General features: G+C 36.6%; 19 protein-coding genes. 18 read left to right on the forward strand and 1 reads right to left on the reverse strand.

Annotated elements, in window-relative coordinates; genetic code table 11:
* The first annotated feature begins 6 nt into the window (after positions 1–6).
* The 9 genes from murD (at position 7) to lpxC (ending at position 10,689) form a co-directional block, all read left to right on the forward strand.
* The gene (murD, locus tag ACT5E3_RS06915) at positions 7–1,365 is read left to right on the forward strand and encodes a UDP-N-acetylmuramoyl-L-alanine--D-glutamate ligase (RefSeq protein WP_444997572.1); all 1,359 of its coding nucleotides are present in this window, start codon (positions 7–9) and stop codon (positions 1,363–1,365) included.
* Positions 1,362–2,537 (forward strand): putative lipid II flippase FtsW, encoded by a 1,176-nt coding sequence (gene ftsW, locus ACT5E3_RS06920; protein ID WP_444997573.1) that lies wholly within the window; start codon positions 1,362–1,364, stop codon positions 2,535–2,537. The genes murD and ftsW overlap by 4 nt, the downstream gene beginning before the upstream one ends.
* Positions 2,525–3,634: an undecaprenyldiphospho-muramoylpentapeptide beta-N-acetylglucosaminyltransferase gene (gene murG / locus ACT5E3_RS06925; protein ID WP_444997574.1), complete on the forward strand. Its 1,110-nt coding sequence runs from the start codon at positions 2,525–2,527 to the stop codon at positions 3,632–3,634. Before ftsW ends, murG begins: the two co-directional genes overlap by 13 nt.
* Positions 3,631–5,106: a UDP-N-acetylmuramate--L-alanine ligase gene (murC, locus tag ACT5E3_RS06930; RefSeq protein WP_444997575.1), complete on the forward strand. Its 1,476-nt coding sequence runs from the start codon at positions 3,631–3,633 to the stop codon at positions 5,104–5,106. The genes murG and murC overlap by 4 nt, the downstream gene beginning before the upstream one ends.
* Before the next feature lie 29 nt (positions 5,107–5,135).
* Positions 5,136–6,104, forward strand: coding sequence for a D-alanine--D-alanine ligase (locus ACT5E3_RS06935; RefSeq protein ID WP_444998585.1), 969 nt, complete (start codon positions 5,136–5,138; stop codon positions 6,102–6,104).
* On the forward strand, positions 6,097–6,894 hold the full coding sequence (locus ACT5E3_RS06940) for a cell division protein FtsQ/DivIB (RefSeq protein ID WP_444997576.1): 798 nt from the start codon (positions 6,097–6,099) through the stop codon (positions 6,892–6,894). Before ACT5E3_RS06935 ends, ACT5E3_RS06940 begins: the two co-directional genes overlap by 8 nt.
* Positions 6,895–6,926: 32 nt before the next feature.
* Entirely contained in the window at positions 6,927–8,159 is a 1,233-nt protein-coding gene (gene ftsA, locus ACT5E3_RS06945; protein ID WP_444997577.1) for a cell division protein FtsA, read from the forward strand.
* 75 nt (positions 8,160–8,234) lie between these two features.
* Complete coding sequence (gene ftsZ / locus ACT5E3_RS06950; protein WP_444998586.1) at positions 8,235–9,371, forward strand: cell division protein FtsZ; 1,137 nt, start codon at positions 8,235–8,237, stop codon at positions 9,369–9,371.
* Between the two features lie 403 nt (positions 9,372–9,774).
* Positions 9,775–10,689 carry a UDP-3-O-acyl-N-acetylglucosamine deacetylase gene (lpxC, locus tag ACT5E3_RS06955; protein WP_444997578.1) on the forward strand — a complete coding sequence of 305 codons (915 nt, stop codon included), beginning with the start codon at positions 9,775–9,777 and terminating at the stop codon, positions 10,687–10,689.
* Positions 10,690–10,823: 134 nt separating this feature from the next.
* Here lpxC and ACT5E3_RS06960 read toward each other — a convergent pair whose 3' ends face one another.
* Entirely contained in the window at positions 10,824–11,129 is a 306-nt protein-coding gene (locus ACT5E3_RS06960) for a DciA family protein (protein ID WP_444997579.1), read from the reverse strand.
* A 164-nt stretch (positions 11,130–11,293) separates the two neighbouring features.
* Between ACT5E3_RS06960 and ACT5E3_RS06965 the strand changes: the two genes are divergently transcribed.
* From ACT5E3_RS06965 to ACT5E3_RS07005, 9 genes are all read left to right on the forward strand, one after another.
* Entirely contained in the window at positions 11,294–12,229 is a 936-nt protein-coding gene (locus tag ACT5E3_RS06965; RefSeq protein ID WP_444997580.1) for a M23 family metallopeptidase, read from the forward strand.
* Positions 12,230–12,594: 365 nt separating this feature from the next.
* Positions 12,595–13,773: a 2-isopropylmalate synthase gene (locus tag ACT5E3_RS06970; protein ID WP_444997581.1), complete on the forward strand. Its 1,179-nt coding sequence runs from the start codon at positions 12,595–12,597 to the stop codon at positions 13,771–13,773.
* A gap of 18 nt (positions 13,774–13,791) precedes the next feature.
* The gene (leuC, locus tag ACT5E3_RS06975) at positions 13,792–15,189 is read left to right on the forward strand and encodes a 3-isopropylmalate dehydratase large subunit (RefSeq protein ID WP_444998587.1); all 1,398 of its coding nucleotides are present in this window, start codon (positions 13,792–13,794) and stop codon (positions 15,187–15,189) included.
* A complete protein-coding gene (leuD, locus tag ACT5E3_RS06980; RefSeq protein WP_444997582.1) occupies positions 15,189–15,770 on the forward strand; it encodes a 3-isopropylmalate dehydratase small subunit in 582 nt (193 codons plus the stop codon). The genes leuC and leuD overlap by 1 nt, the downstream gene beginning before the upstream one ends.
* On the forward strand, positions 15,771–16,820 hold the full coding sequence (leuB, locus tag ACT5E3_RS06985; RefSeq protein WP_444997583.1) for a 3-isopropylmalate dehydrogenase: 1,050 nt from the start codon (positions 15,771–15,773) through the stop codon (positions 16,818–16,820).
* A 570-nt stretch (positions 16,821–17,390) separates the two neighbouring features.
* Positions 17,391–17,909 carry a hemerythrin domain-containing protein gene (locus ACT5E3_RS06990; RefSeq protein WP_444997584.1) on the forward strand — a complete coding sequence of 173 codons (519 nt, stop codon included), beginning with the start codon at positions 17,391–17,393 and terminating at the stop codon, positions 17,907–17,909.
* Positions 17,910–17,934: 25 nt separating this feature from the next.
* On the forward strand, positions 17,935–19,914 hold the full coding sequence (locus ACT5E3_RS06995) for an FAD-dependent oxidoreductase (RefSeq protein ID WP_444997585.1): 1,980 nt from the start codon (positions 17,935–17,937) through the stop codon (positions 19,912–19,914).
* A 2-nt stretch (positions 19,915–19,916) separates the two neighbouring features.
* Positions 19,917–21,302 (forward strand): ammonia-forming cytochrome c nitrite reductase subunit c552, encoded by a 1,386-nt coding sequence (locus tag ACT5E3_RS07000; RefSeq protein ID WP_444997586.1) that lies wholly within the window; start codon positions 19,917–19,919, stop codon positions 21,300–21,302.
* Between the two features lie 9 nt (positions 21,303–21,311).
* Positions 21,312–21,884: a Tll0287-like domain-containing protein gene (locus ACT5E3_RS07005; protein WP_444997587.1), complete on the forward strand. Its 573-nt coding sequence runs from the start codon at positions 21,312–21,314 to the stop codon at positions 21,882–21,884.
* Positions 21,885–21,890: the final 6 nt, after the last annotated feature.

Genomic DNA, 21,890 nt, shown 5'->3' on the forward strand with positions numbered 1-21,890 from the left:
AAATAAATGTTTAACAATGCGCAAAAAAAATTAATCTGTGTGTTTGGGCTAGGACAGTCTGGACTATCGGTTGCGCGTTATTTACAGCGAATTGAAAAAGACTTTGTTGTGGTTGACTCGCGTAGTAATCCGCCAGGTCAAAGCGAGTTAGATAATTTGTCTCATTGTAAAACTGTAATGTGCGGCAATATTGAGCAGGCGCTATTGAATAATTCTGAAATGATTGTGTTGAGCCCTGGCGTTTCACCCAATATTAAAATGATTAAAATAGCAAAAGAGTCCGGCGTTTCTATTATTGGTGATATAGAGCTTTTTGCACAAAATACTAATGGAAAAATTGTAGCGATTACTGGTTCTAATGGTAAGAGCACGGTAACTGATTTAACTTGTCAAATACTCAAAGCGGGAGGATATAACGCAGCTATTGGTGGAAACTTTGGTGTGCCTGCATTGGATTATTTGCCTGATGATAATGTCGATATTTATGTATTGGAGTTGTCTAGTTTTCAGTTAGATACGACTTATTCATTAAGACCTGACGTTGCTGTTGTTTTGAATGTTAGTGAAGATCATATGGATAGATACGAAAGTTTTACTGCTTATCGTTATTCTAAACTAGCGATTTACGAGAAAGCGGCTTGCTCTTTAGTCAATTTAGATGATCCTTTGACTCTACCTGAATCAATAGAATACACACACTCGTTTAGTTTAGAGAATAAAAAAGCTAACTTCTACTGGGATAAAGTAGATAATTCTTATCAATTATCTATGAATGGTCTACCAATATTAAAGGCTGATGAACTCTTGATTACGGGACTCCATAACTGGAGTAATTTATTAGCCTGTTTGGGATTAGTTACGGGGTTAGGTATTGAAATAACACCATCAATGATTAACAAGATTAAGCAATATAAAGGTTTACCTCATCGATATCAATTAGTATCAAAGAGTGAAAATATTGATTGGGTTAATGACTCTAAGGCAACTAATGTGGGCGCGACAAAAGCTGCTTTAAATAGTGTTGATAGAAACTATTATACAGAGGTTATTTTAATTGCTGGTGGAGAAGCGAAAGAGGCTGATTTATCACCACTGAAAACGGTATTTACTGAAAAAGTTTCACACTTTTTTCTAATGGGAAAAGATGCAAGAAAACTAGCTGGCTTAGTTGATGAAAGTAAAGTCACTTTTGTTAAAAATATGCAACAAGCGGTAAGGCAAGCAAAAGCAATAATAGAGGAAAAGTTTTTAACATCAGAAAAAACTTTAGTATTACTGTCTCCTGCTTGTGCCAGTTTAGATATGTTTAGAAATTTTGAAGAGCGTGGGCAAGAGTTTGTTGATGCAATCAAGGAGTGTGCATGAGTCAAAGTCAGCCTATTTGGTACGATAAAACTCTTTTAGTAACAGTATTGACTTTAGTTGCTATTGGTATGATTAGTGTTACTTCAAGTTCGCTTTATTATGCTGAGAATACTATGAATGGTAATGCTAACTATTTTGTTGTTCGCCATTTAGTTTATTTAGCAATTACATTGATTGGCGTTTGTTTTTTATTAACTCAGCCTATTGCTCGATGGCAACAATATGGACCTTATTTATTAATATTAGGTTTAGTACTGTTAGTTGCCGTGTTATTTATAGGGAGAACGGTTAATGGAAGTGTTAGAACATTTGCCATAGGTCCAATTACTATTCAGGTATCAGAAGCCGTTAAATTATTTGTGGTTGTTTATCTTGCTGGATATTTAGTGAGAAGGACTGATGAGTTGCAAACACAAATAAGAGGGTTTGCCAAACCTTTATTAGTATTAGCTTTAATCACAGGCTTACTATTATTAGAGCCTGATTTTGGAGCTTCGGTGGTTATTTTAGCAACTTCATTAGCGATGTTATTTTTAGGTGGTGCTCGATTGTGGCAATTTATTGGATTAACTGCAGCTGTCGGAGGAATTTTAGGTTTAATTGCGATTAGTCAACCTTATCGTTTGCAAAGGTTAATGACTTTTTTAGATCCTTGGGCTGATCCTTTTGGAAGTGGTTATCAATTAACGCAATCATTAATTGCATTTGGTCGAGGAAGTTTATGGGGACAAGGGTTAGGTAATAGCTTACAAAAATTATCTTATTTACCGGAAGCTCACACTGATTTTATCTTTGCCGTGTTTGCTGAGGAAATGGGGCTTATAGGTGTATTTGTTGTTTTTAGTTTGTTTTTTATATTTTTTTATCGAGCAATGAAAATTGGCCGTGAATCGTTAATGTTACAAAAACCTTATGCTGCTTATTTAGCTTATGGTATTGGATTTTGGTTGACCTTTCAGGCGTTAATTAATATGGGAGTTACTAGTGGAGCATTACCTACTAAAGGATTAACGCTTCCCTTTATTAGCTATGGTGGAAATAGTTTGATTTTTTGCGGTGCTGCAGTTGCCATTTTATTGCGTATTGATTTTGAAAATCGATTAACCAAAGAAGGTATTGACTTAGATAATAACTCAAAGCAAAAAGCAGGAGGGCAACCATGTCCTCAGTAAATAAAAATACAACAGCACTAATTATGGCGGGTGGTACTGGTGGTCATATTTTCCCTGGTATTGCTGTCGCTAATGCACTATTTGAAAAAGGCTGGGATATTTGCTGGCTTGGTTCAAGTGGTGGAATGGAAGAACAATTGGTTGCTAAGCATAATATAAAGATACGTTTAATTAGTATAAAAGGTTTAAGGGGTAAAGGAGTATTGGGCTGGTTAAAAGCACCTTTTAGTTTATCCAAAGCTGTTTATGAGGCGATTAAAGTGATTCGTCTTGAAAAACCTGATGTCGTTATTGGTTTCGGCGGGTTTGCTTCTGGTCCAGGTGGCGTTGCTGCATTTATGGCTGGCATTCCATTAATTGTACATGAGCAAAATGCCATTGCAGGATTAACCAATCGAATATTAGCGAAGTTATCAAAAAAAGTTTTTCAAGCATTTCCAGGAGCTTTTGTTCAATCAAATAAAGTGGAGACCGTTGGCAATCCAATTCGGGCGGAAATCAAAAAACTTAATATGAGTGGATTAAAAATAATTAATCATGAGGTGATTAATATATTGGTGATAGGAGGAAGCCGTGGAGCGCTTGCGCTGAATCGTCATTTACCTAAAGCATTTAAGCAACTTGTCACTAATGGTGAGATAAAAATAAAACATCAAGTTGGTCAAGGGCGACTTGAAGAAACAAAAAAGTTTTATCAACAAACAGGCATTATAGAAAATGAATATTGCCAGTTATTTGAATTTATTGATGATATGGCAGAAGCTTTTAATTGGGCTGATTTAGTGATCTGTAGAGCAGGTGCTTCTACAGTATCTGAAATTGCGGCTGTTGGTGTTGGTGCAATTTTTGTTCCTTATCCTTATGCCGTAGATGATCATCAAACCGCTAATGCTAATTGGCTTGTTCAGCAAAATGCTGCATTGTGTGTTGTTGAAAAGGATGTTTGTAATGAAAGTTTTTCGGCGCTTCTAACTCAATTAGTTAAAGTGCCTGAAAAGTTAAATGAAATGGCTGCAAATGCCAGAGAAGTAGCTTATTTGAACGCCGCAGAAACAGTGGCTGATTTTTGTGACGTTTTAAAGGTTAAAGCAGCATGAATAGAGTAGATAAAAGAGCGATTAATAATGCCGTTATTGATATTCCAGAGATGCGTCGAATACGTTGCATACATTTTGTCGGAATTGGCGGTGCTGGTATGTGCGGTATTGCTGAGGTATTAATTAATCAAGGATATTCTGTGACAGGATCAGATCCGTCAGATAATCATGTCACTAAAAGGCTTCAGTCTTTAGGGGCGGATATATTTCATCAGCATACCGCTAATAATGTCTTGGGAGCGGATGTTGTTGTCGCTAGTACGGCAATACCCAAAGACAACCCAGAATTAGAAGCTGCTCGTTCACGGCGTATCCCTATTGTGCCACGAGCAGAAATGCTCGCTGAGTTGATGCGTTTCCGTCATGGTGTTGCAGTTGCTGGTACTCATGGTAAAACAACAACAACCAGTTTATTAGCCACTATTTTCGGTGATGCAGGTTTAGATCCTACATTTGTGATTGGCGGTCTACTTAATCGTTTAGGCGCTAATGCCAGATTAGGCAAAAGTCGTTACTTTATTGCCGAGGCTGATGAGAGTGATGCTTCTTTTTTACACTTACAGCCAATGGTTTCTATTATCACTAATATCGATAAGGATCATATGGATACTTATGATGGTGATTTTGAAAAAGTTAAACAGACGTTTATTGAGTTTTTACATAATTTACCTTTTTATGGATTAGCTGTGTTGTGTGGTGATGATGAAGGGGTAAAGCAAATTATACCTTCGTTAATGAGACCTTATGTGACCTATGGTTTTTCTGAGGGAGTTGATTATCAAGCAGTTGATTTTCATCAAGAAGGTAGAGAAAGCTTTTATAAAATAAAGCGTAAAGGTAAACCTGGCTTGATTGATATTAAGTTAAATATGCCCGGTAAGCATAATGTCTTAAATTCATTGGCGGCATTTGCTGTCGCTAATGAAGATGGTGTTAGAGCGCCAGCGCTAGTTAAATCATTGTTAAGTTTTGGTGGTATAGGTCGCCGGTTTGAGTTTTGTGGTCAGTTTGAAACCAAAGCAGGCAAAGTGGAGCTTGTTGATGATTATGGACATCATCCTACAGAAGTACTGGCAACAATTAATGCTGTACGTGATGGGTGGAATAAAAAACGATTAGTAATGGTTTTTCAACCGCACCGCTATACAAGAACACGAGATCTATTTGAAGATTTTGCGTCTGTTTTATCTAGAGTTGATGTGCTCATTATGTTGAATGTTTATGCGGCAGGTGAAGCACCAATTGCAGGGGCCGATAGCCGATCATTATGCCGCTCAATTCGTCAACGTAGTCAAGTTGATCCAATCTTTGTTGAAGATCAAGCCGATCTTAGGAGGACTTTGGCAAGTGTTATTCAAGACGGAGACTTATTAGTAACACAAGGCGCGGGCAATATTGGTGGTATTGCTAAAGAATGGTCAAATAATCAATTATCGTTTATTGATGAATACATAGAAACCAACAAAAATTAATAGAGAGGAACCCGATAAAAGTGTTAACGATTTCAGCATCCAATAGAAAACCACAAGATTACGGAAAAGTTGCCGTACTTTTGGGTGGGCGCTCTGCCGAAAGAGAAATTTCTTTGCTTTCAGGTAATGCTATTTATAACGCATTGCAAGACGCTGGTGTTAATGTCGTTAAAGTTGATCCTGTTGATGGTTTATATGAGCAGCTTAACGGTCAACAAGTCGATAGAGCTTTTATTGCTCTTCATGGTCGTGATGGGGAAGATGGTGTTGTTCAAGGTTTTTTAAAATCCATTGGTATTCCTTACACTGGTTCTGGTGTGGCCTCTTCTGCAATTGCTATGAACAAGTTGTTTAGCAAACAACTTTGGCAACAAGTGGGAATTCCGACAGCTCAATTTAGGACTGTTAAAAAGAATCAACTATTTACTGATAATGATGCACGGGCATTATTCGCCGAGTTAGGGTCTATTTTGTTTGTTAAACCAATTAAAGAAGGTTCAAGTGTTGGGATGTCAAAAGTAGCAACATCTGCAGCACTGTTGAAAGCTATTCAGCTGGCCCATCAATTTGATAGCTGCGCCTTAATTGAGAGTTATATTACGGGTAAAGAATATACTGTTTCAATTTTAAATGGTGAAGCTTTGCCAAGTATTAGCATGCAAACTCCACGTGATTTTTATGACTATGAAGCAAAATATAAGTCAACTACTACGGAATATTTTTGTCCAAGCGGTTTAAATGAAATGGATGAAAAAATTATTTGTGGATTGGCGGTTAAGGCTTTTGGTGCATTAGGCTGTTCTGGGTGGGGGCGGGTTGATTTTATTAGAGATGGTGATGAGGGTGAGTTTTTAATTTTAGAAGCTAATACCGTGCCTGGCATGACTGAGTCTTCTTTAGTACCTAAAGCGGCAAATGCAAAAGGAATGAGTTTTCAACAATTAGTTCTCAATATTTTAGATACTAGTTTTGAGCACGAGGATTTTTCTGATGTCTAAAATGGCTGTTAGAAAAAAGACAAAATCTGAACGTAAAAAGTTTAGCTTTACACCCATTAAAGTTAATCATTCAATAGTGAGATTATTGGCTGTAACTTTATTATTATTCTCATTCGCTTTTGTTGGTTTTCAAGGACTGAAAAGTGTTAAGCATTTATGGCCAGTGAAAAAGATCTTATTACAAGGTGATATTGCTTATTTGGATCAATCTGTAATTGTCAACTTTGTGAATCAGTTGCCTAATAAAAGTATGTTGGCAATTGATTTAGAGGAAATTCAGAATCAAACTAAGAATATTGATTGGGTTAAAAATATTGAAGTGAGAAAAGTTTGGCCTGAACAGTTGGTATTTACCGTTGAAGAGCATCAACCTGTAGCTAGAGTAAATAAATATATTTTAACTCAACAAGGGACAAAAATTTACCAACAGGATGAGCTTGAAAAGTTTGAAGGATTACCCAAAATTGAAATTCAACATGATGAATTAAACGAACAGTCATATGCTTCAGTTTGGCAAGAGTTTAAACAAGTTAAAAGGCAGTTTGAATTACTGTCGTTGGAGTTATCTTCTTTAAGTATCGATCCAGTAAAAAATTGGCATTTACAATTTAATGATGGGTTAATACTTAATTTAGGCCGACGTGATCGAATGGCGAGAGTTGAACGTTTGGTTAAGATTTTTTCGACAATAGAAAATAAAAATAATATCAAGTTAATTGATTTACGTTACCACAATGGAATCGCAGTTGAGTGGTTTAAAGATGAAACAAAAGAGCGGTTAAACGGTTAATCCTTTTATAAGGAAAAGAGAGCCAATAGGTTATGTCAAAAACATTAGAAAAAAAATTGATTGTTGGTTTAGATATTGGGACTTCGAAAGTCGTTGCAATTGTTGGCGAAATTAGTCCAGAAGGTAGAACTGATATTATTGGTATTGGGAGTCATCCATCAAATGGTCTAAAAAAAGGTGTAGTTGTAAATATAGAGTCGACGGTACAGTCGATTCAAAGAGCTGTCGAAGAAGCTGAATTAATGGCTGGCTGTCAAATTCATTCTGTTTTTGCTGGAATTGCAGGTAGTCATATTCGGAGTTTGAACTCGCATGGGATAGTTGCAATTCGTGATAGTGAGGTGAATGCGGGAGATGTTGAACGAGTGATTGATGCAGCTAAGGCTGTTGCTATACCGGCCGATCAGAGAATACTTCATATTCTTCCACAAGAATTTATTATTGATAATCAAGAAGGTATTAGAGAGCCTGTTGGAATGTCTGGGGTTCGTCTTGAAGCAAAGGTTCACATGGTTACAGGAGCGGTGAGTGCCGCGCAGAATATAGTCAAATGTATAAGACGCTGTGGGCTTGAAGTTGACGATATTATTTTGGAACAGTTAGCGTCTTCTTATTCAGTGTTGACTGAAGATGAAAAAGAATTAGGGGTATGTATTGTTGATATTGGCGGTGGAACGACAGATATTGCGATTTTTACTGAAGGTGCAATTCGTCATACTGCAGTTATACCAATCGCGGGTGATCAAGTAACCAATGATATTGCAGTAGCTTTACGTACACCAACCCAACATGCAGAAGATATAAAGATTAAGTATGCCTGTGCATTAAGACAGTTAACTTCTTTGGAAGATACGATTGAAGTGCCGGGTGTTGGTGAAAGAGATTCAAGAAAGATGTCACGACAAACATTAGCTGAAGTTGTAGAACCAAGGTATGAAGAATTGTTTTCTTTAGTGCAAGCTGAGTTGCGTCGTAGTGGTTTTGAAGAAATTATTCCTGCTGGAATTGTTTTGACAGGAGGTTCATCAAAAATGGAAGGGCTAATTGAATTAGCCGAAGAAGTTTTTCATATGCCTGTTCGCCTTGGGATGCCTCAGGGAGTGTCTGGATTGGTTGATGTAGTACGCAATCCAATTCATGCCACAGGTGTTGGTTTGTTACTTTACGGCCAACAGCAAAATGTGCAGCGCAATGTTTATGATGAGCGAGAGTCTGGCTTTGGCGGGTTATTAAAGCGAATGAAACAATGGTTTAGCGGATTTTAGCTAAACATTAATCGATTTTTAAAGATGTTGATTGTTAAGTGTTAACAAAACGAAGGGGAAAATAACATGGCTAATATGTTTGAATTAGTTGATAACTGTCGCGAAAACGCGGTTATTAAGGTAATAGGAGTCGGTGGCGGTGGCGGTAATGCCGTTGAGCACATGCTAAAGGCAAATGTTGATGGGGTTGAATTTATTTGTGCAAATACAGATGCTCAAGCTCTTAATCGTTCACTTGCTAAAACGACTATCCAATTAGGAAGTTCTATCACTAAAGGGTTAGGAGCTGGTGCTAACCCTGAAGTAGGGCGTCAAGCTGCTATTGAAGATCGTGAGAGGATTTCAGAAATAATGGCTGATACCGATATGGTGTTCATTACCGCTGGTATGGGCGGGGGAACTGGAACTGGTGCTGCGCCTGTTATTGCAGAGATAGCAAAAGAGCTTGGCGTTTTAACTGTAGCGGTTGTTACTAAGCCATTCTTTTTTGAAATGAAAAAGCGTATGCAGGTGGCAGAGTCTGGCATTGAAGAGTTACGTCAACATGTAGACTCTCTGATTATTGTTCCTAATGATAAAGTTTTGAACGTTATGAAGGGGAAGAAGTTAACCGAAGCATTTCGTGCTGCCAACGATGTTTTACATGGTGCTGTGCAAGGCATTGCTGAATTAATGACTTGTCCAGGCTTAATCAATGTGGATTTTGCAGACGTGAGAACGGTAATGTCTGAAAAAGGTACTTCAATGATGGGGAATGGCATTGGCACTGGTGAAGATCGAGCTCGCCGTGCAGCAGAATTAGCTGTTTCTAGTCCATTGTTAGAGGATGTTGATTTAGCCGGTGCTAAAGGCATCTTGGTTAACATTACTTCTGGCGAGGATATGAGTATTGATGAATTTTCTGATGTTGGGAGTGTGGTACAAGATTTTGCGGCTGATGATGCGACTGTTGTTATTGGTACGGCAATTGACCCTGAACTAAATGATGAAATCAGAGTCACTGTAGTAGCAACAGGTATTGGACAGCATGTTAGTGCTCAAGCACCACAAGTAAAAGTTGATAATACTCGCAAAGCTGATGGTAGTAATAATTATCCTGAATTGGATAGGCCGACTATTTTGCGTCAGCAAGCGGCACAACCAAAACAAGCTGTTGGCAGTGATATGGATTATTTAGATATTCCAGCATTTTTGCGAAAACAAGCAGATTAGTCTATCTTGACTGTAAAATTTGACTTGGAAGTAGTGACGTTGTTATTCAATTAGTACTGAATATATTATTGCTAGTAAGTGATAGTGCTCAGCAGAGGTTCCCCTTCAATCTCTGCGAGTCCCTGTATTATTGGTAAAAATTAGTATAAAGAGTTTGTGAAACTCTACACGAGATTAGATAGCATTTTAGCAGGTGTAATTGACTGTTTTATGACAAAATGACACATTAATTAACGAAATTATTAGCTTTAGGTCAATAAATCGGCTGATTTTCGTGTTATGAAGTATCACTTTATGCTAATATGCGGCAAATTTCGAAATAACTCATCCGATGAGTATAAAAAGTGTTCAATGCTTTTGGGTTGAACATTACGTCAGTAACTAATTGGAGATCGATTCAATTATGATTAAACAACGTACACTAAAGACTGCAATTAGAGCAACAGGTGTTGGTTTACATACTGGGGATAAAGTTTACTTAACATTACGCCCCGCACCTGTTGATTCAGGAATTATCTTTCGTCGTGTGGATTTAGATCCCGTTGTTGAAATTTGTGCTGCACCTGAAAATGTTGGTGATACAACACTTTCAACGTGCTTAGTTAAGGATGGTGTTAGAATTTCAACAGTTGAGCATTTACTTGCGGCTATGGCTGGTCTAGGGATTGACAATGCTTATATCGATGTTTCCGCACCAGAAGTACCTATTATGGATGGTAGTGCTGGTCCATTTGTCTTCTTAATTCAATCGGCTGGTGTTGAAGAGCAAAATAAAGCTAAGCGATTTATTCGAATTAAAAAGCGGGTTGAAGTGGTTGAAGGCGATAAAAAAGCTATTTTTGAGCCTTTTGATGGTTTTAAAGTATCATTTGGTATCGATTTTGACCATCCTGTGTTCTCAACAAGTTCACAGCACTCTGAAATTGATTTTTCCGCAACTTCTTTTGTTAAGGAAGTGAGTAGAGCAAGAACGTTTGGTTTTATGAATGACATAGAGTTTTTGCGTTCTAAGAATTTAGTTCAGGGTGGTAGTATGGATAATGCCATCGTACTAGATGAATATAGGGTACTCAACGAAGATGGTCTTCGTTATGATGATGAGTTTGTAAAACACAAAATTTTAGACGCCATTGGTGATCTTTATTTATTAGGAAATAGCCTGGTTGGTGCGTTTTCTGGTATCAAGTCGGGACATGCGCTCAATAATAAGTTATTGAGAACATTAATGGCTGATAAAGAAGCCTGGGAAGTGGTGACTTTTGAAGATGCTGATGCTGCCCCTATTTCGTACATTATGAAACCAGGTTTAGCGGTATAAAAATCTTTCATTGAGTAAAAAACCGGGAATTTCCCGGTTTTTTTGTCTTTCTAGTATTAAAATTAAAGCTATATTTTTGTTATTAAGCAATAATTTGTTTAAAAACAAGATAATTAGGTGCTTATTCTAAAGAACTATCGAGGTTGGACGATAACCTCAATATTAGCTAGCCCAAAATAACCACTTTCTCGAAAATATGCTAATAAATCAGTTAGTTGGAAACGTAGCTTATTGGCCCATGCTGGGCTGGATGCGGCTATAACGAGCGTATTTTTGCGTAAGTTAATGACACGACAGTGCTTTGAAAGTGTTGCATTAAGTTTAGCTTCTAAGGTATTGTTTAGCGCCTGAATTTTGGCTAATCGGTCTAAAAGTGATTTTATCTCGTCTTTTGGGTCAGAGATTAGATTATTTATGTTGTGAGTAGAGGAGCGACTCATATCATTTATTTATAGTGACTAACAAGGTATTCACAGTATCTCACGAGGTTGTGAATTTTGCTAAATTAGATTATTAAAAGGATTCTAAGGGTTATCAATCCTGATTGGCAATGGTAATTATGAGATAGTTTTAATTTAATTGATTATTTAGAAAAGAGTTGTGCATGAGTATTACAATTTTACAACGTTCTCAGCAAGGTATGCGAAGTATAAAACTGCGTAATCGTTACCTATATAGTATCTTGGGATTAATATTATTTATGCCTGCTTTGGCGGGAGTTAGCGCTTACTTATATGCTATTAAGCAGTCTGAAATGGCTAATGTTGATCAAGTGACCATCGATAATTGGAAGCTAGAGTTAGCTAATCAATGGCATGAGCTAGAAATGGCTAAACAGTCCTCACAACAACAACTTAATGCTCTCACTGCAAAAATGGGTATGATGCAAGCTCACATCCGACGCTTAGACGCAGCAGGTGAAAGAATCGTTAATATTTCTGGGCTCGATGAAAAAGAATTTAATTTTAATGATGCGCCCGCAATTGGTGGTCCTGAAAGAGCTTCAGGAAGCCAAACCTATGATATCCCTCAACTTCTCGCATCTCTTAATGAAATTGATGAGCAGCTGGACTCCAGAGAACAACAGCTTAATGTTTTAGAGTCTTTATTGATGGATAAGCATATGGGGGTTGAACGTTATATTTCTGGCAGACCTGTTCGAAAAGGCTGGATGTCATCATTTTATGGCGAAAGAAATGATCCATTTACTGGTATACCAGCATGGCATGGAGGGATCGATTTTGCTGGTAAAGAGGGCGATAAAATATATGCTACAGCTGCGGGAGTCGTATCTTGGGTTGGTGATAGATATGGTTACGGCTTGTTGATTGAAATCAATCATGGTGATGGTTTAGTGACTCGATATGGACATAATAGTGAGGCACTGGTGAAAAAAGGAGATGTGATCACTAAAGGACAATCTATTGCTAAAATGGGTAATTCAGGGCGATCTACTGGTGCCCATGTCCACTATGAAGTTTTGAAACTTGGTAGAAATGTTAATCCTTTACCTTACGTAAATAGGAAGCCTAAAGGATAAAGAACTAATAGTTATTATAGGTTGACTGGGTGGACTCACTGTTTTACATTGAGAGCATGAAAGCAGAGACACAAAAGAATATTTTAGGTTTGAACCTCCTCCTCATTTAGTCATGGGGTTTTTGTGTTGCGAAGAATAAACAAGCCCCGTAGCAGATACTACGGGGTTTTTTTATGCCTATATAAATATTGAGATTTAAAGAAGACTTATGAATAAACATTTAACAACTCTATCAGCTTCACTCCTCTCACTCTTACTCTTAAGTAGGTGTGAGCGGGCTATTGTTTTTTAAAAGATAAATAATGAAAACTAAAAAACCCGCAAAATTTGCGGGTTTTTTTTGAGCGTATGAAAGGTATAACATAATGAAACAGCAACCAAATCAAATTTTGATTTTTGATACAACGTTACGGGATGGCGAGCAGTCACCTGGTGCTAGCATGACAATAGATGAAAAAGTAATGCTTGCTCATCAGTTAAAGCGTTTGGGCGTTAATATCATCGAAGCGGGGTTTCCTGTCATTTCTGAAGGAGACTTTGAGGCGGTTTCTCGTATCGCTAAATCTGTAAAAGGACCAATAATATGTGGTTTAGCTAGGTGTGTTGAAAAGGATATTACTGCTGCTGCTAAGGCGCTTGAAGAGGCTGAAAATAAAAGGATCCATATCTTTATTGCAACTAGCAAAATACATATGCAACACAAACTAAAGATGGAACCGGATGAGGTGATTCAGCGTGCAGTTGCTTCAGTTAAACAGGCTAAAATGCATTTCGATGATATAGAGTTTTCTGCTGAAGATGCTACAAGAAGTGATCCTGAGTTTTTAATTAAGATTTTCTCTGCTGTTATTGAGGCTGGTGTTACTACTATCAATGTGCCCGATACCGTTGGTTATACGATGCCAGATGAGTATGCCGAATTAATTAATCGCTTAAATCGGGAAGTTAAAGGTATTGAAAATGTTGTCATTAGTGTTCATTGCCATAACGATTTGGGAGTTGCTACAGCAAATAGTTTAGCCGCGATTAAAAATGGGGCTCGACAGGTGGAGTGTACGATTAATGGGATTGGTGAGCGCTCTGGAAATGCAGCCTTAGAAGAAATTGTTATGGGATTGAAAACGCGCCATGATTTGTATAAAGAATTTACGAGTATTGAAACTAAAGAGCTATTAAACTCTAGCCGCATGGTGTCCCAGATAACCAGTATTCAGGTTCAGTACAATAAAGCGATAGTTGGTAAAAATGCATTTGCTCATGAGTCAGGCATTCATCAACATGGTATTATTGCCAACCCCGAAACCTATGAAATTATGAGGCCGGAAGATGTTGGTTTTAATGGAAATGATATGGTGATCGGTAAGCACAGTGGAAAGCATGCGATTAAACAATGGTTAGTTAATAATAAAATAAAGTTAAGTGATAATGAAATTAGTCACTTATCACAGCAAGTAAAGAGTTTCTCTGATAGCAGAAAGGTTATTTCTGATGCAGATATTTTTAAAATATTGAGTAAAACGAACACAAATTACGCAAAAATTTAATAATTAAGGATTAAATTCATCATGGCTAAAACGCTTTTTGATAAAATTTGGGATTCACATATTGTGTCTCCCGAAAGTGAAGAGACTCCAGCAGTCATTTATATCGATACCCACTTTATTCACGAGGTTACTTCACCACAGGCATTTGACATGTTACGTGAAAGACAATTAAAAGTTCGTCGGCCAGATAGAACTTTTGCAACTATGGATCACTCAACGCCAACTACTCCTCCTAACGCTGATGGTGATTATCAATTTAATGGAGAGAAAGAAAGACTACAAGTGAAAAAGCTGAAATCTAATTGTGAAAACTTTGGAATTTCTCTATTTGAATTAGGGGACGATAGACAAGGCATTGTACATGTTGTGGGTCCAGAGCAGGGGATAACCCAGCCGGGAAAAACGATTGTATGTGGTGACAGTCACACCAGTACTCATGGGGCGTTTGGAGCATTTGCATTTGGTATTGGTACTAGTGAAGTTGGCTATACATTTGCCACTCAATGTTTGCCGCAAAGAAAGCCTAAATCAATGGGAATAAAAGTCGAAGGCAAGCTTAATGGTAATGTCTCTGCCAAAGATTTAATCTTAGCAATTATTGCAAAAATAGGCATTGGTGGAGCGACTGGCCATGTTATTGAATACTTTGGTGACTGCATTAGCGCTATGAATATGGATGAAAGAATGACTATTTGCAATATGTCTATTGAAGCTGGTGCTCGTGCAGGAATGATTGCGCCTGATGAAAAAACATTTGAGTATCTAAAAGGTAAGCCTTATGCACCAAAAGGTGAACACTGGGATCGAGCTATTGAAGATTGGTCTCAATTAATCACTGATAAAGATGCGCAATATGATCGGTTAGTTGTTATACAAGCAGAGCAAGTCAGACCAATGATTACTTTTGGTACTAACCCTGAAATGGCCATTCCGATTGATGGTATTATACCAGATGACACACCTCAGCAAGCGCTTGATTATATGGGGTTTAAAGCGAATCAAAAAATGATGGATAAAACTATCGATGTTGTTTTTATTGGTAGTTGTACTAACTCAAGAATTACAGACCTAAGAGCTGCGGCAGATGTTTTTAAAGGCAATAAGGTTGCTACGCACGTGAGAGCTTTGGTTGTACCCGGATCTCATTTGGTTAAAAAGCAAGCTGAAGCCGAAGGTTTAGATGAAATCTTTATTCAAGCAGGAGCTGAATGGAGGGAGCCTGGGTGCTCAATGTGTTTAGGTATGAATGGGGATATTATACAGCCCGGCCAAATTTGTGTGAGTACAAGTAACCGAAATTTTGAAGGTCGACAAGGTAAGGGGGGGCGTACATTGTTAGCAAGTCCTGCAACGGCTGCTGCATCGGCTGTATCAGGAAAAATTGTAGACACATTTCAAGTTCAGGAGATTGCATAGTGCAAGTTGTAAAACAAATAACGGGTATCGCTTCAGTGATTGATATTGAAAATATTGATACTGATCAAATTATTCCAGCAGAACATTTAAAAATAACAAACAAAACGGGTTTGGGTAAGCATTTATTTTCTAATTGGCGTTATAATTCTGATGGTAGTGAAGCTTCAAATTTTGTACTCAATATAGGCTCTAGCAGAAAAACTAAAATATTGATTACCGGTGATAATTTTGGATGTGGCTCATCAAGAGAGCATGCTCCTTGGGCGCTGATCGACTTTGGTATTCAAGTGGTTATTAGTTCTTCTATCGCTGATATTTTCCGTAATAATTCGGTTAAAAATGGGTTATTACCCATTGTTGTTAATAAAGAATCACATGAGCTTTTATTAAAACAAAATGCCAAAGAAATTTCTGTTGATATTGAAAATCAAAAAATTATTGCTGATGAAAAAGAAATTAATTTTGAGTTAGAAGCATTTACTCGATACTGTTTTTTGAATGGTATGGATCAACTGGATTTTATTATTAGTCAAGAAGCTAGAATAGCGGCGTTTGAAAAAGAGCAAGTGAGGTATGAATAAATGAGTACAAATATTGTTTGTTTACCTGGTGATGGTATTGGTCCAGAAGTAACTCAATCGGTTATTCAGGTTCTTGAAGCCGTTGCTGCAAAATATCAGCGAAGTTTTAATATTGAAAAACATCTAATTGGTGGAGCTGCTATTGATGTGCACAATAATCCTTTGCCACAAAAGACTATTGATGCATGTTTAAAAGCCGATGCTGTTTTTCTAGGTGCGATTGGTGGACCTAAATGGGATAACCCAAACGCAAAAGTAAGACCTGAACAAGGATTATTAAAATTAAGAAGTGAATTAGGTGTTTTTTCTAATATTCGTCCTTTAACTGTTTTTCCAAATTTAATTGATGCATCACCATTAAAAGCTGAAATTTTAAAAGGGGTTGATTTTATTGTAGTAAGGGAATTAACTGGCGGAATTTATTTTGGTGAAAAAAAGCGGGGTGAAGATTTTGCAACCGATGAATGTCGTTATACAGTACAAGAAGTCGAGAGAATAACTAAAGTCGCTTGCGAGTTAGCGATGCAAAGAAGTAAAAAATTGACTTCTGTCGATAAAGCCAATGTATTAGAAACCTCTCGCTTGTGGAGAGATGTTGTTACTCAGTTTGTTGCGGCTAATTATCCTGAGATTGATGTCGAACATCAATTAGTTGATTCTTGCGCAATGAAATTAATTCAAAACCCAGCTCATTTTGATGTGGTGTTAACCGAGAATATGTTTGGCGATATCTTATCTGATGAGGCGAGTGTTTTAGCTGGTTCTATGGGATTGCTTGCTTCTTCTTCTTTAGGTGATGCTTGTGGTTTGTTTGAGCCCATCCATGGTTCTGCACCAGATATTGCAGGTAAAGGTATTGCTAACCCTTATGCTTCGATTTTAAGTGCTGCAATGATGCTACGATGGTTAAACCTGATTACTGAAGCCGATGCTATTGAAGGAGCTGTTAAACAAGCCATTGAGAATGGTGTTTTAACGTGTGATTTAAAACCTGATAGCCAGATATCTACTCAAGATGCAACCTTAGCTGTAATCGAATATCTCAATTAGTTCTATTTCTTTAGATTTCTTGTTGTTAGTTTTGTGTAAATACTAACAACAAGGAAGCATTATTACATCGAGTTGAAAAAGACTCAGCACGACCTTTTATTTTTTATAACAATTAATAATATTACTCATAATTTTGAGAAGCATGTTTTCATACGAAACTTATTTTGCTTGTATTACTGAAATTTTTTTTTAAGGTTGCTTAGTAGCAAAATTGTGTTATGGACATAGTTGAATTGCATGCTATTATTTGATCTGACATAAAAGTTTAAATTTTAATGTTATCTTTTTGTTGAATCTCTATTAGAGTTTTATTGTCTCTCCAAATAGAGAACTGTTTCTCATTATTGTTTTTTGAGATTTGTTGAATCGTTTTACCAGGCGATGATTTAATAAATCCATAATATTTTTGTGCTTTAATTTACTGTGTCTGATTATGGAAGCATACGAGTTTTAGTTTGATGAGTTTTATATTTAACTAAACTTTTAATTTTCTCCAAATAATCCACCGTTGGAAGAACACATGAAGCTCATAGCAAAACGCTTGGAATTATGTAGTCAGGGGTATGTAACGTGTTAGGTTTTATAAGTAATTTCTTTAAGAGTAGAAACGAAAAAGAAATACAAATTAGTCAACCTGTACCAGAAAGGTCTAAGAATAATCAGTTTTCTATTAATTATGATCCCAATCTCATCGATGAGTTGGAGTCTGATCATGAAAAACTGGTTAAGCTTTATGGGCGAATCTGGGCCGAATTTGAACAAGCTAATTACGGCAAAGTTGTCACGTTAATTAACCAGTTCAAAGGTGATTTTCAAGCTCATTTATTAACAGAGAACGTTAAGTTTTATGTTTACCTAGAGCAATCATTAGCTGATGATCCGCATAACTTGAAAATTGTTAAAGAATTTAGAACTGATATGAATGAAATTGCTAACGCTGCAATTAGATTTTGTAAAAGTTATCAAGGTAAATTCTCTCCGGAAATGGTGCAAAAATTTAAATCAGATTATACAACTGTCGGAGAAGTGCTTACTCGTCGGGTTAGTCTCGAGGAAAAATCACTATATATTCTCTATAGACCACGTTAACAAAAATTTAACGGGTGAGAAGTAGGTGAGTAGTTACTTAAGAAGCCCTCTAAATAAACCTTTTAACGAGGATGCAACCCGGTTGCCTATTGTAATAATAGGCAACGGTCCGGTGGGCATAAAAGCAGCCAATTTAACTTTAGAAAGCACTAACCACCTTGATGTTATCATTTTTGGTGAAGAAAAAAGTAAGCCTTACAACCGGGTTCAGCTGTCATTATTTCTTGCTGGTAAGGTGACTGAAGCTCAATTAGATAACTCAATTGACTCATACGAGAATAATCGTATTACTGAGTATTTGGGGCGCCGGGTTATTAATGTTGATCGAGTGAATAAAACTGTCACCGATGATTCTGGAACAACTACTCGATATTCAAAGTTAATACTTGCCCTTGGCGCTCTTCCTACTGTCCCCAAACTTAAAAATACACATCTACAAGGTGTTCATCAATTTAGAACAATTGATGGGACTAATGAATTATTAAAAAGCAAAAAGAATTGCAAGAACATTTATATAGTAGGTAGTGGTCCGCTAGGGTTAGAAACTGCTTTTGCAATGAAACAGCCTAACAATAATGTCACACTGCAAGTTAGAAATCAGTTGCTCGGTAATTATTTTAATGATGATGCGCAACAAGTATTAATTGATTATATTGCTGCATCTGGTATAAAAACTTCGTTTCGCAACTCAATCAAGAAAATTATTGGAACAGATTCGGTTACTGCAATCGAAACAGAAAATGGTGAAGAAGTCGAATGTGATTGTTTAATCTTTTGTACAGGTATAGCCCCCAATATTTCACTCGCAAAAAAAATAGGCTTAGAAACTAGTCATGGAATAATTGTTGATAAGTACACTCGTACAAGTGATGAATCAATCTATGCAATTGGTGATTGCAGTGAGTTTAGAGAAAAAACATTTGGTGTCGTTTCTCCTGGATTTAAACAAGCTAAATCATGTGTTGAACATATCTCTGGACATTTACACGAATTTCAAGAAGAGTTACCGCACGTTCAAGTTAAGTTTAATGATTATACAACGGCTTACTATGGAGAGATGGATGTTAATAATGGAGAGTTCTACAGCTATACGAACCGTCTTAAAGGTATTTATCGCAAGTTGATACTCAAAGATAATCGACTGGTAGGTGTTATATTAATTGGTAATTGGGAAGAAGAAAGTGAAATTAAAATTGCGGTTAATGAAAATAGAAAGTTTCGAACCAAAGCATTAGTTAACTTTGAAGAAACAGGCTTATTAATTAATAAACCCCAAGAGCTTCAAGTTAAAAATCTGCCAGAAGATTATGTGGTATGTTTATGTCAAAATATCACAAAAGGCGAGCTAAGTAATGCAATGAAGTCTGGTTGTCGTACTATTGAAACGCTTGGAGAGAGTACAAAAGCTGGAACTGTGTGTGGTTCGTGCAAACCTCTTTTAGCGAATCTTTTAGATAAACCAGCACCAAATTTGGTGATGCGTCATCAAAAAGAAATATTTATTGCCTCGATCACTTCTATTGTATTAATACTGCTTACTGTTTTCTTTGAACCTTTATCTGTTACACAAAGTGTGCAAATGAAGTGGCATTTAGAAAAGCTTTGGTTTGATAGTTTTTGGAAGCAAGTCAGTGGTTTTACTTTATTAGGGCTATGTTTAATCGCATGTGCACTAGTTTTAAGAAAACGACTGAAAAAATTTAATTTTGGCCATGTTGATTCTTGGCGTTATGCTCATTCTATAATTGGAATTGTTGCATTGTTTGTTTTAATGATACATACCGGTATAAGAATGGGGTCAAACCTTAATTTAATACTGATGAGTGTCTTTTTGGCTGCAACTATGACTGGATCGCTAGTGGGGGTTTTTATGTCTAAAAATCATCACTGGAGCGATCATAAGTTGAGACAGCATCGTTTTTGGTGGTCTCGCGTCCATTACACTTTACTTTGGATGCTGTTACCTTTACTTATTTTTCATATACTTTCTGCATACTATTTTTAAGCATGACAAATAATAATAATAAAAAAGCGATTGGTATTTTACCAATAGGCTTAGGGTTAACTGTTATCATTGGAGCTATTTTAGGATTTAACCTTCTAAAAGGAGATAAATCTTTTTTTTTGTCAGGTGATACAACGCATGGCCATTATCAAATGGAATTAAAATGCAACGCTTGTCATAGTTCAGCTTTTTCTGGCCCTGACGCCATGCAAGAAGCCTGTGAATCTTGTCATGCTGATGAGTTAGATAAAGTTAATGATAGTCACCCAAAGTCGGTATTCGCTGATCCTAGAAATGCAGAATTGTTAAGTCAGTTAGATGCTCGTTTTTGTGTTACTTGTCATCGAGAACATAAACCCGAAATAACAAGAAGCTATGGTGTTACATTAGCTGAGGATTTTTGCTTTCACTGTCACCAAGATGTTGGAGAAAATAGGCCTAGTCATAAAGATTTCAAATATGATACTTGTGCATCATCGGGTTGCCATAATTTTCATGATAATAGTATGCTCTATGAAAAATTTATTAGCAAACATATTGATGAACCAATTAATAAAAAGAAACAGTTGAACCCTAAGCGTACAGGTTTAAAACGTTGGTTGAAGAAGAATAAACTTAAAAAGTTACCGGATGCTATGGAAGCCGATATTACCAATTTTTATGATGGTGGGAAATTAATTAATAAAGAAATTACTGAGCAAGCCTCTGCTAGTTGGCATAATAGTGTTCACTCGAAAGTGAATGCTAATTGTAGTAGTTGTCATGCTAAAAGTGAAAAGCCACATGGTGGTTTAGTTAAAATAGAAAGCATTGAGAAACAATGTGCATCGTGTCACAAAAAACAACAAGAATCTTTTTTTCAAGGTAAACATGGTATGCGTTTATCGTTAGATTTATCTAGAATGACTACAAGTGACGCGCGATTAAAAATGACTAGCAGTGATACAAAATTATTAAGTTGTGTCAGTTGTCATAATCCACATGAACTAGATATAAAAAAAGCGGCTGTTGAATCTTGTTTAGGATGCCATCAAGATGAACACTCTATTAATTATAAACGGTCGAAACATTTTGAATTATGGGAAAAAGAATTGTTAGGAGAAGTTAAAGTTAATAGTGGTGTTAGTTGTGCAACTTGTCATTTGCCTAGAATAAAAAAAGGGCGTAGAGTGACTGTTGAACATAATCAAAATTTAAACCTTCGACCCAATACAAAAATGTTAAGAAAGGTTTGTATGAATTGTCATGGCATGGAATTTTCTGTATCTTCATTATCAAATAAAGAATTAATAAAAAATAATTTTAATAAAGCGCCTAAGGTTGGGCATCAATCTTTTGAACTTGTAAAGAAACGAATAAAACAAAAGAAAAAATCAAAGCAAAACTAGGAGAAAAAAATGAAGGTTAGTAATAAAAAAAATTGGATAATTCAGATGGGAATCATCACGACTTTAGTGGCTGCTCCTTTGGTTAACGCATCAGAAGTGAATGTAAAAAAAATGGCTGATGCTATTTTTTCTGTTATAGAAGCTGATCGCGCTATTTATACTCAAAAAGTTGTTCAACGGTTACAAAACGAAGAGGATGTGATTGCTGCAGATGAACACTGGAAGGAAGAAAGTGCACTCCCATTACCGGCTCAAATGTTGCGTATGGGAGCTGAAAGAGTTAGTGAAAAAAAATCTGGTTTTAGTTATGCGCTTCTTTCTTCATGGGCTATTAATAAACAAAATTCACCTAAAACAGCTTTAGAAAAAAAAGCGATGAAAGCAATCGAAAAAGATAAGAAAAACTATTATGGTGAAGAGGTTCTTGGCAAAAAGAAATATTTTACTGCTGTGTATCCTGACATAGCTGTTTCAAAAGCTTGCGTTAACTGCCATAATGATCATATCGATAGTCCTAAGAAAGACTTTAAGATTGGTGATACTATGGGTGGCTTAGTAATAAGAATTCCAATCGAAGACTAATTTTTT

The sequence above is a fragment of the Aliikangiella litoralis genome, from assembly GCF_052495765.1.

Coding starts and splice junctions, on each gene's coding strand:
- murD (WP_444997572.1), top strand. CDS start 7: ATGTTTAACAATGCGCAAAAAAAATTAATCTGTGTGTTTGGGCTAGGA.
- ftsW (WP_444997573.1), top strand. CDS start 1,362: ATGAGTCAAAGTCAGCCTATTTGGTACGATAAAACTCTTTTAGTAACA.
- murG (WP_444997574.1), top strand. CDS start 2,525: ATGTCCTCAGTAAATAAAAATACAACAGCACTAATTATGGCGGGTGGT.
- murC (WP_444997575.1), top strand. CDS start 3,631: ATGAATAGAGTAGATAAAAGAGCGATTAATAATGCCGTTATTGATATT.
- ACT5E3_RS06940 (WP_444997576.1), top strand. CDS start 6,097: ATGTCTAAAATGGCTGTTAGAAAAAAGACAAAATCTGAACGTAAAAAG.
- ftsA (WP_444997577.1), top strand. CDS start 6,927: ATGTCAAAAACATTAGAAAAAAAATTGATTGTTGGTTTAGATATTGGG.
- ftsZ (WP_444998586.1), top strand. CDS start 8,235: ATGTTTGAATTAGTTGATAACTGTCGCGAAAACGCGGTTATTAAGGTA.
- lpxC (WP_444997578.1), top strand. CDS start 9,775: ATGATTAAACAACGTACACTAAAGACTGCAATTAGAGCAACAGGTGTT.
- ACT5E3_RS06960 (WP_444997579.1), bottom strand. CDS start 11,129: ATGAGTCGCTCCTCTACTCACAACATAAATAATCTAATCTCTGACCCA.
- ACT5E3_RS06965 (WP_444997580.1), top strand. CDS start 11,294: ATGAGTATTACAATTTTACAACGTTCTCAGCAAGGTATGCGAAGTATA.
- ACT5E3_RS06970 (WP_444997581.1), top strand. CDS start 12,595: ATGAAACAGCAACCAAATCAAATTTTGATTTTTGATACAACGTTACGG.
- leuB (WP_444997583.1), top strand. CDS start 15,771: ATGAGTACAAATATTGTTTGTTTACCTGGTGATGGTATTGGTCCAGAA.
- ACT5E3_RS07000 (WP_444997586.1), top strand. CDS start 19,917: ATGACAAATAATAATAATAAAAAAGCGATTGGTATTTTACCAATAGGC.
- ACT5E3_RS07005 (WP_444997587.1), top strand. CDS start 21,312: ATGAAGGTTAGTAATAAAAAAAATTGGATAATTCAGATGGGAATCATC.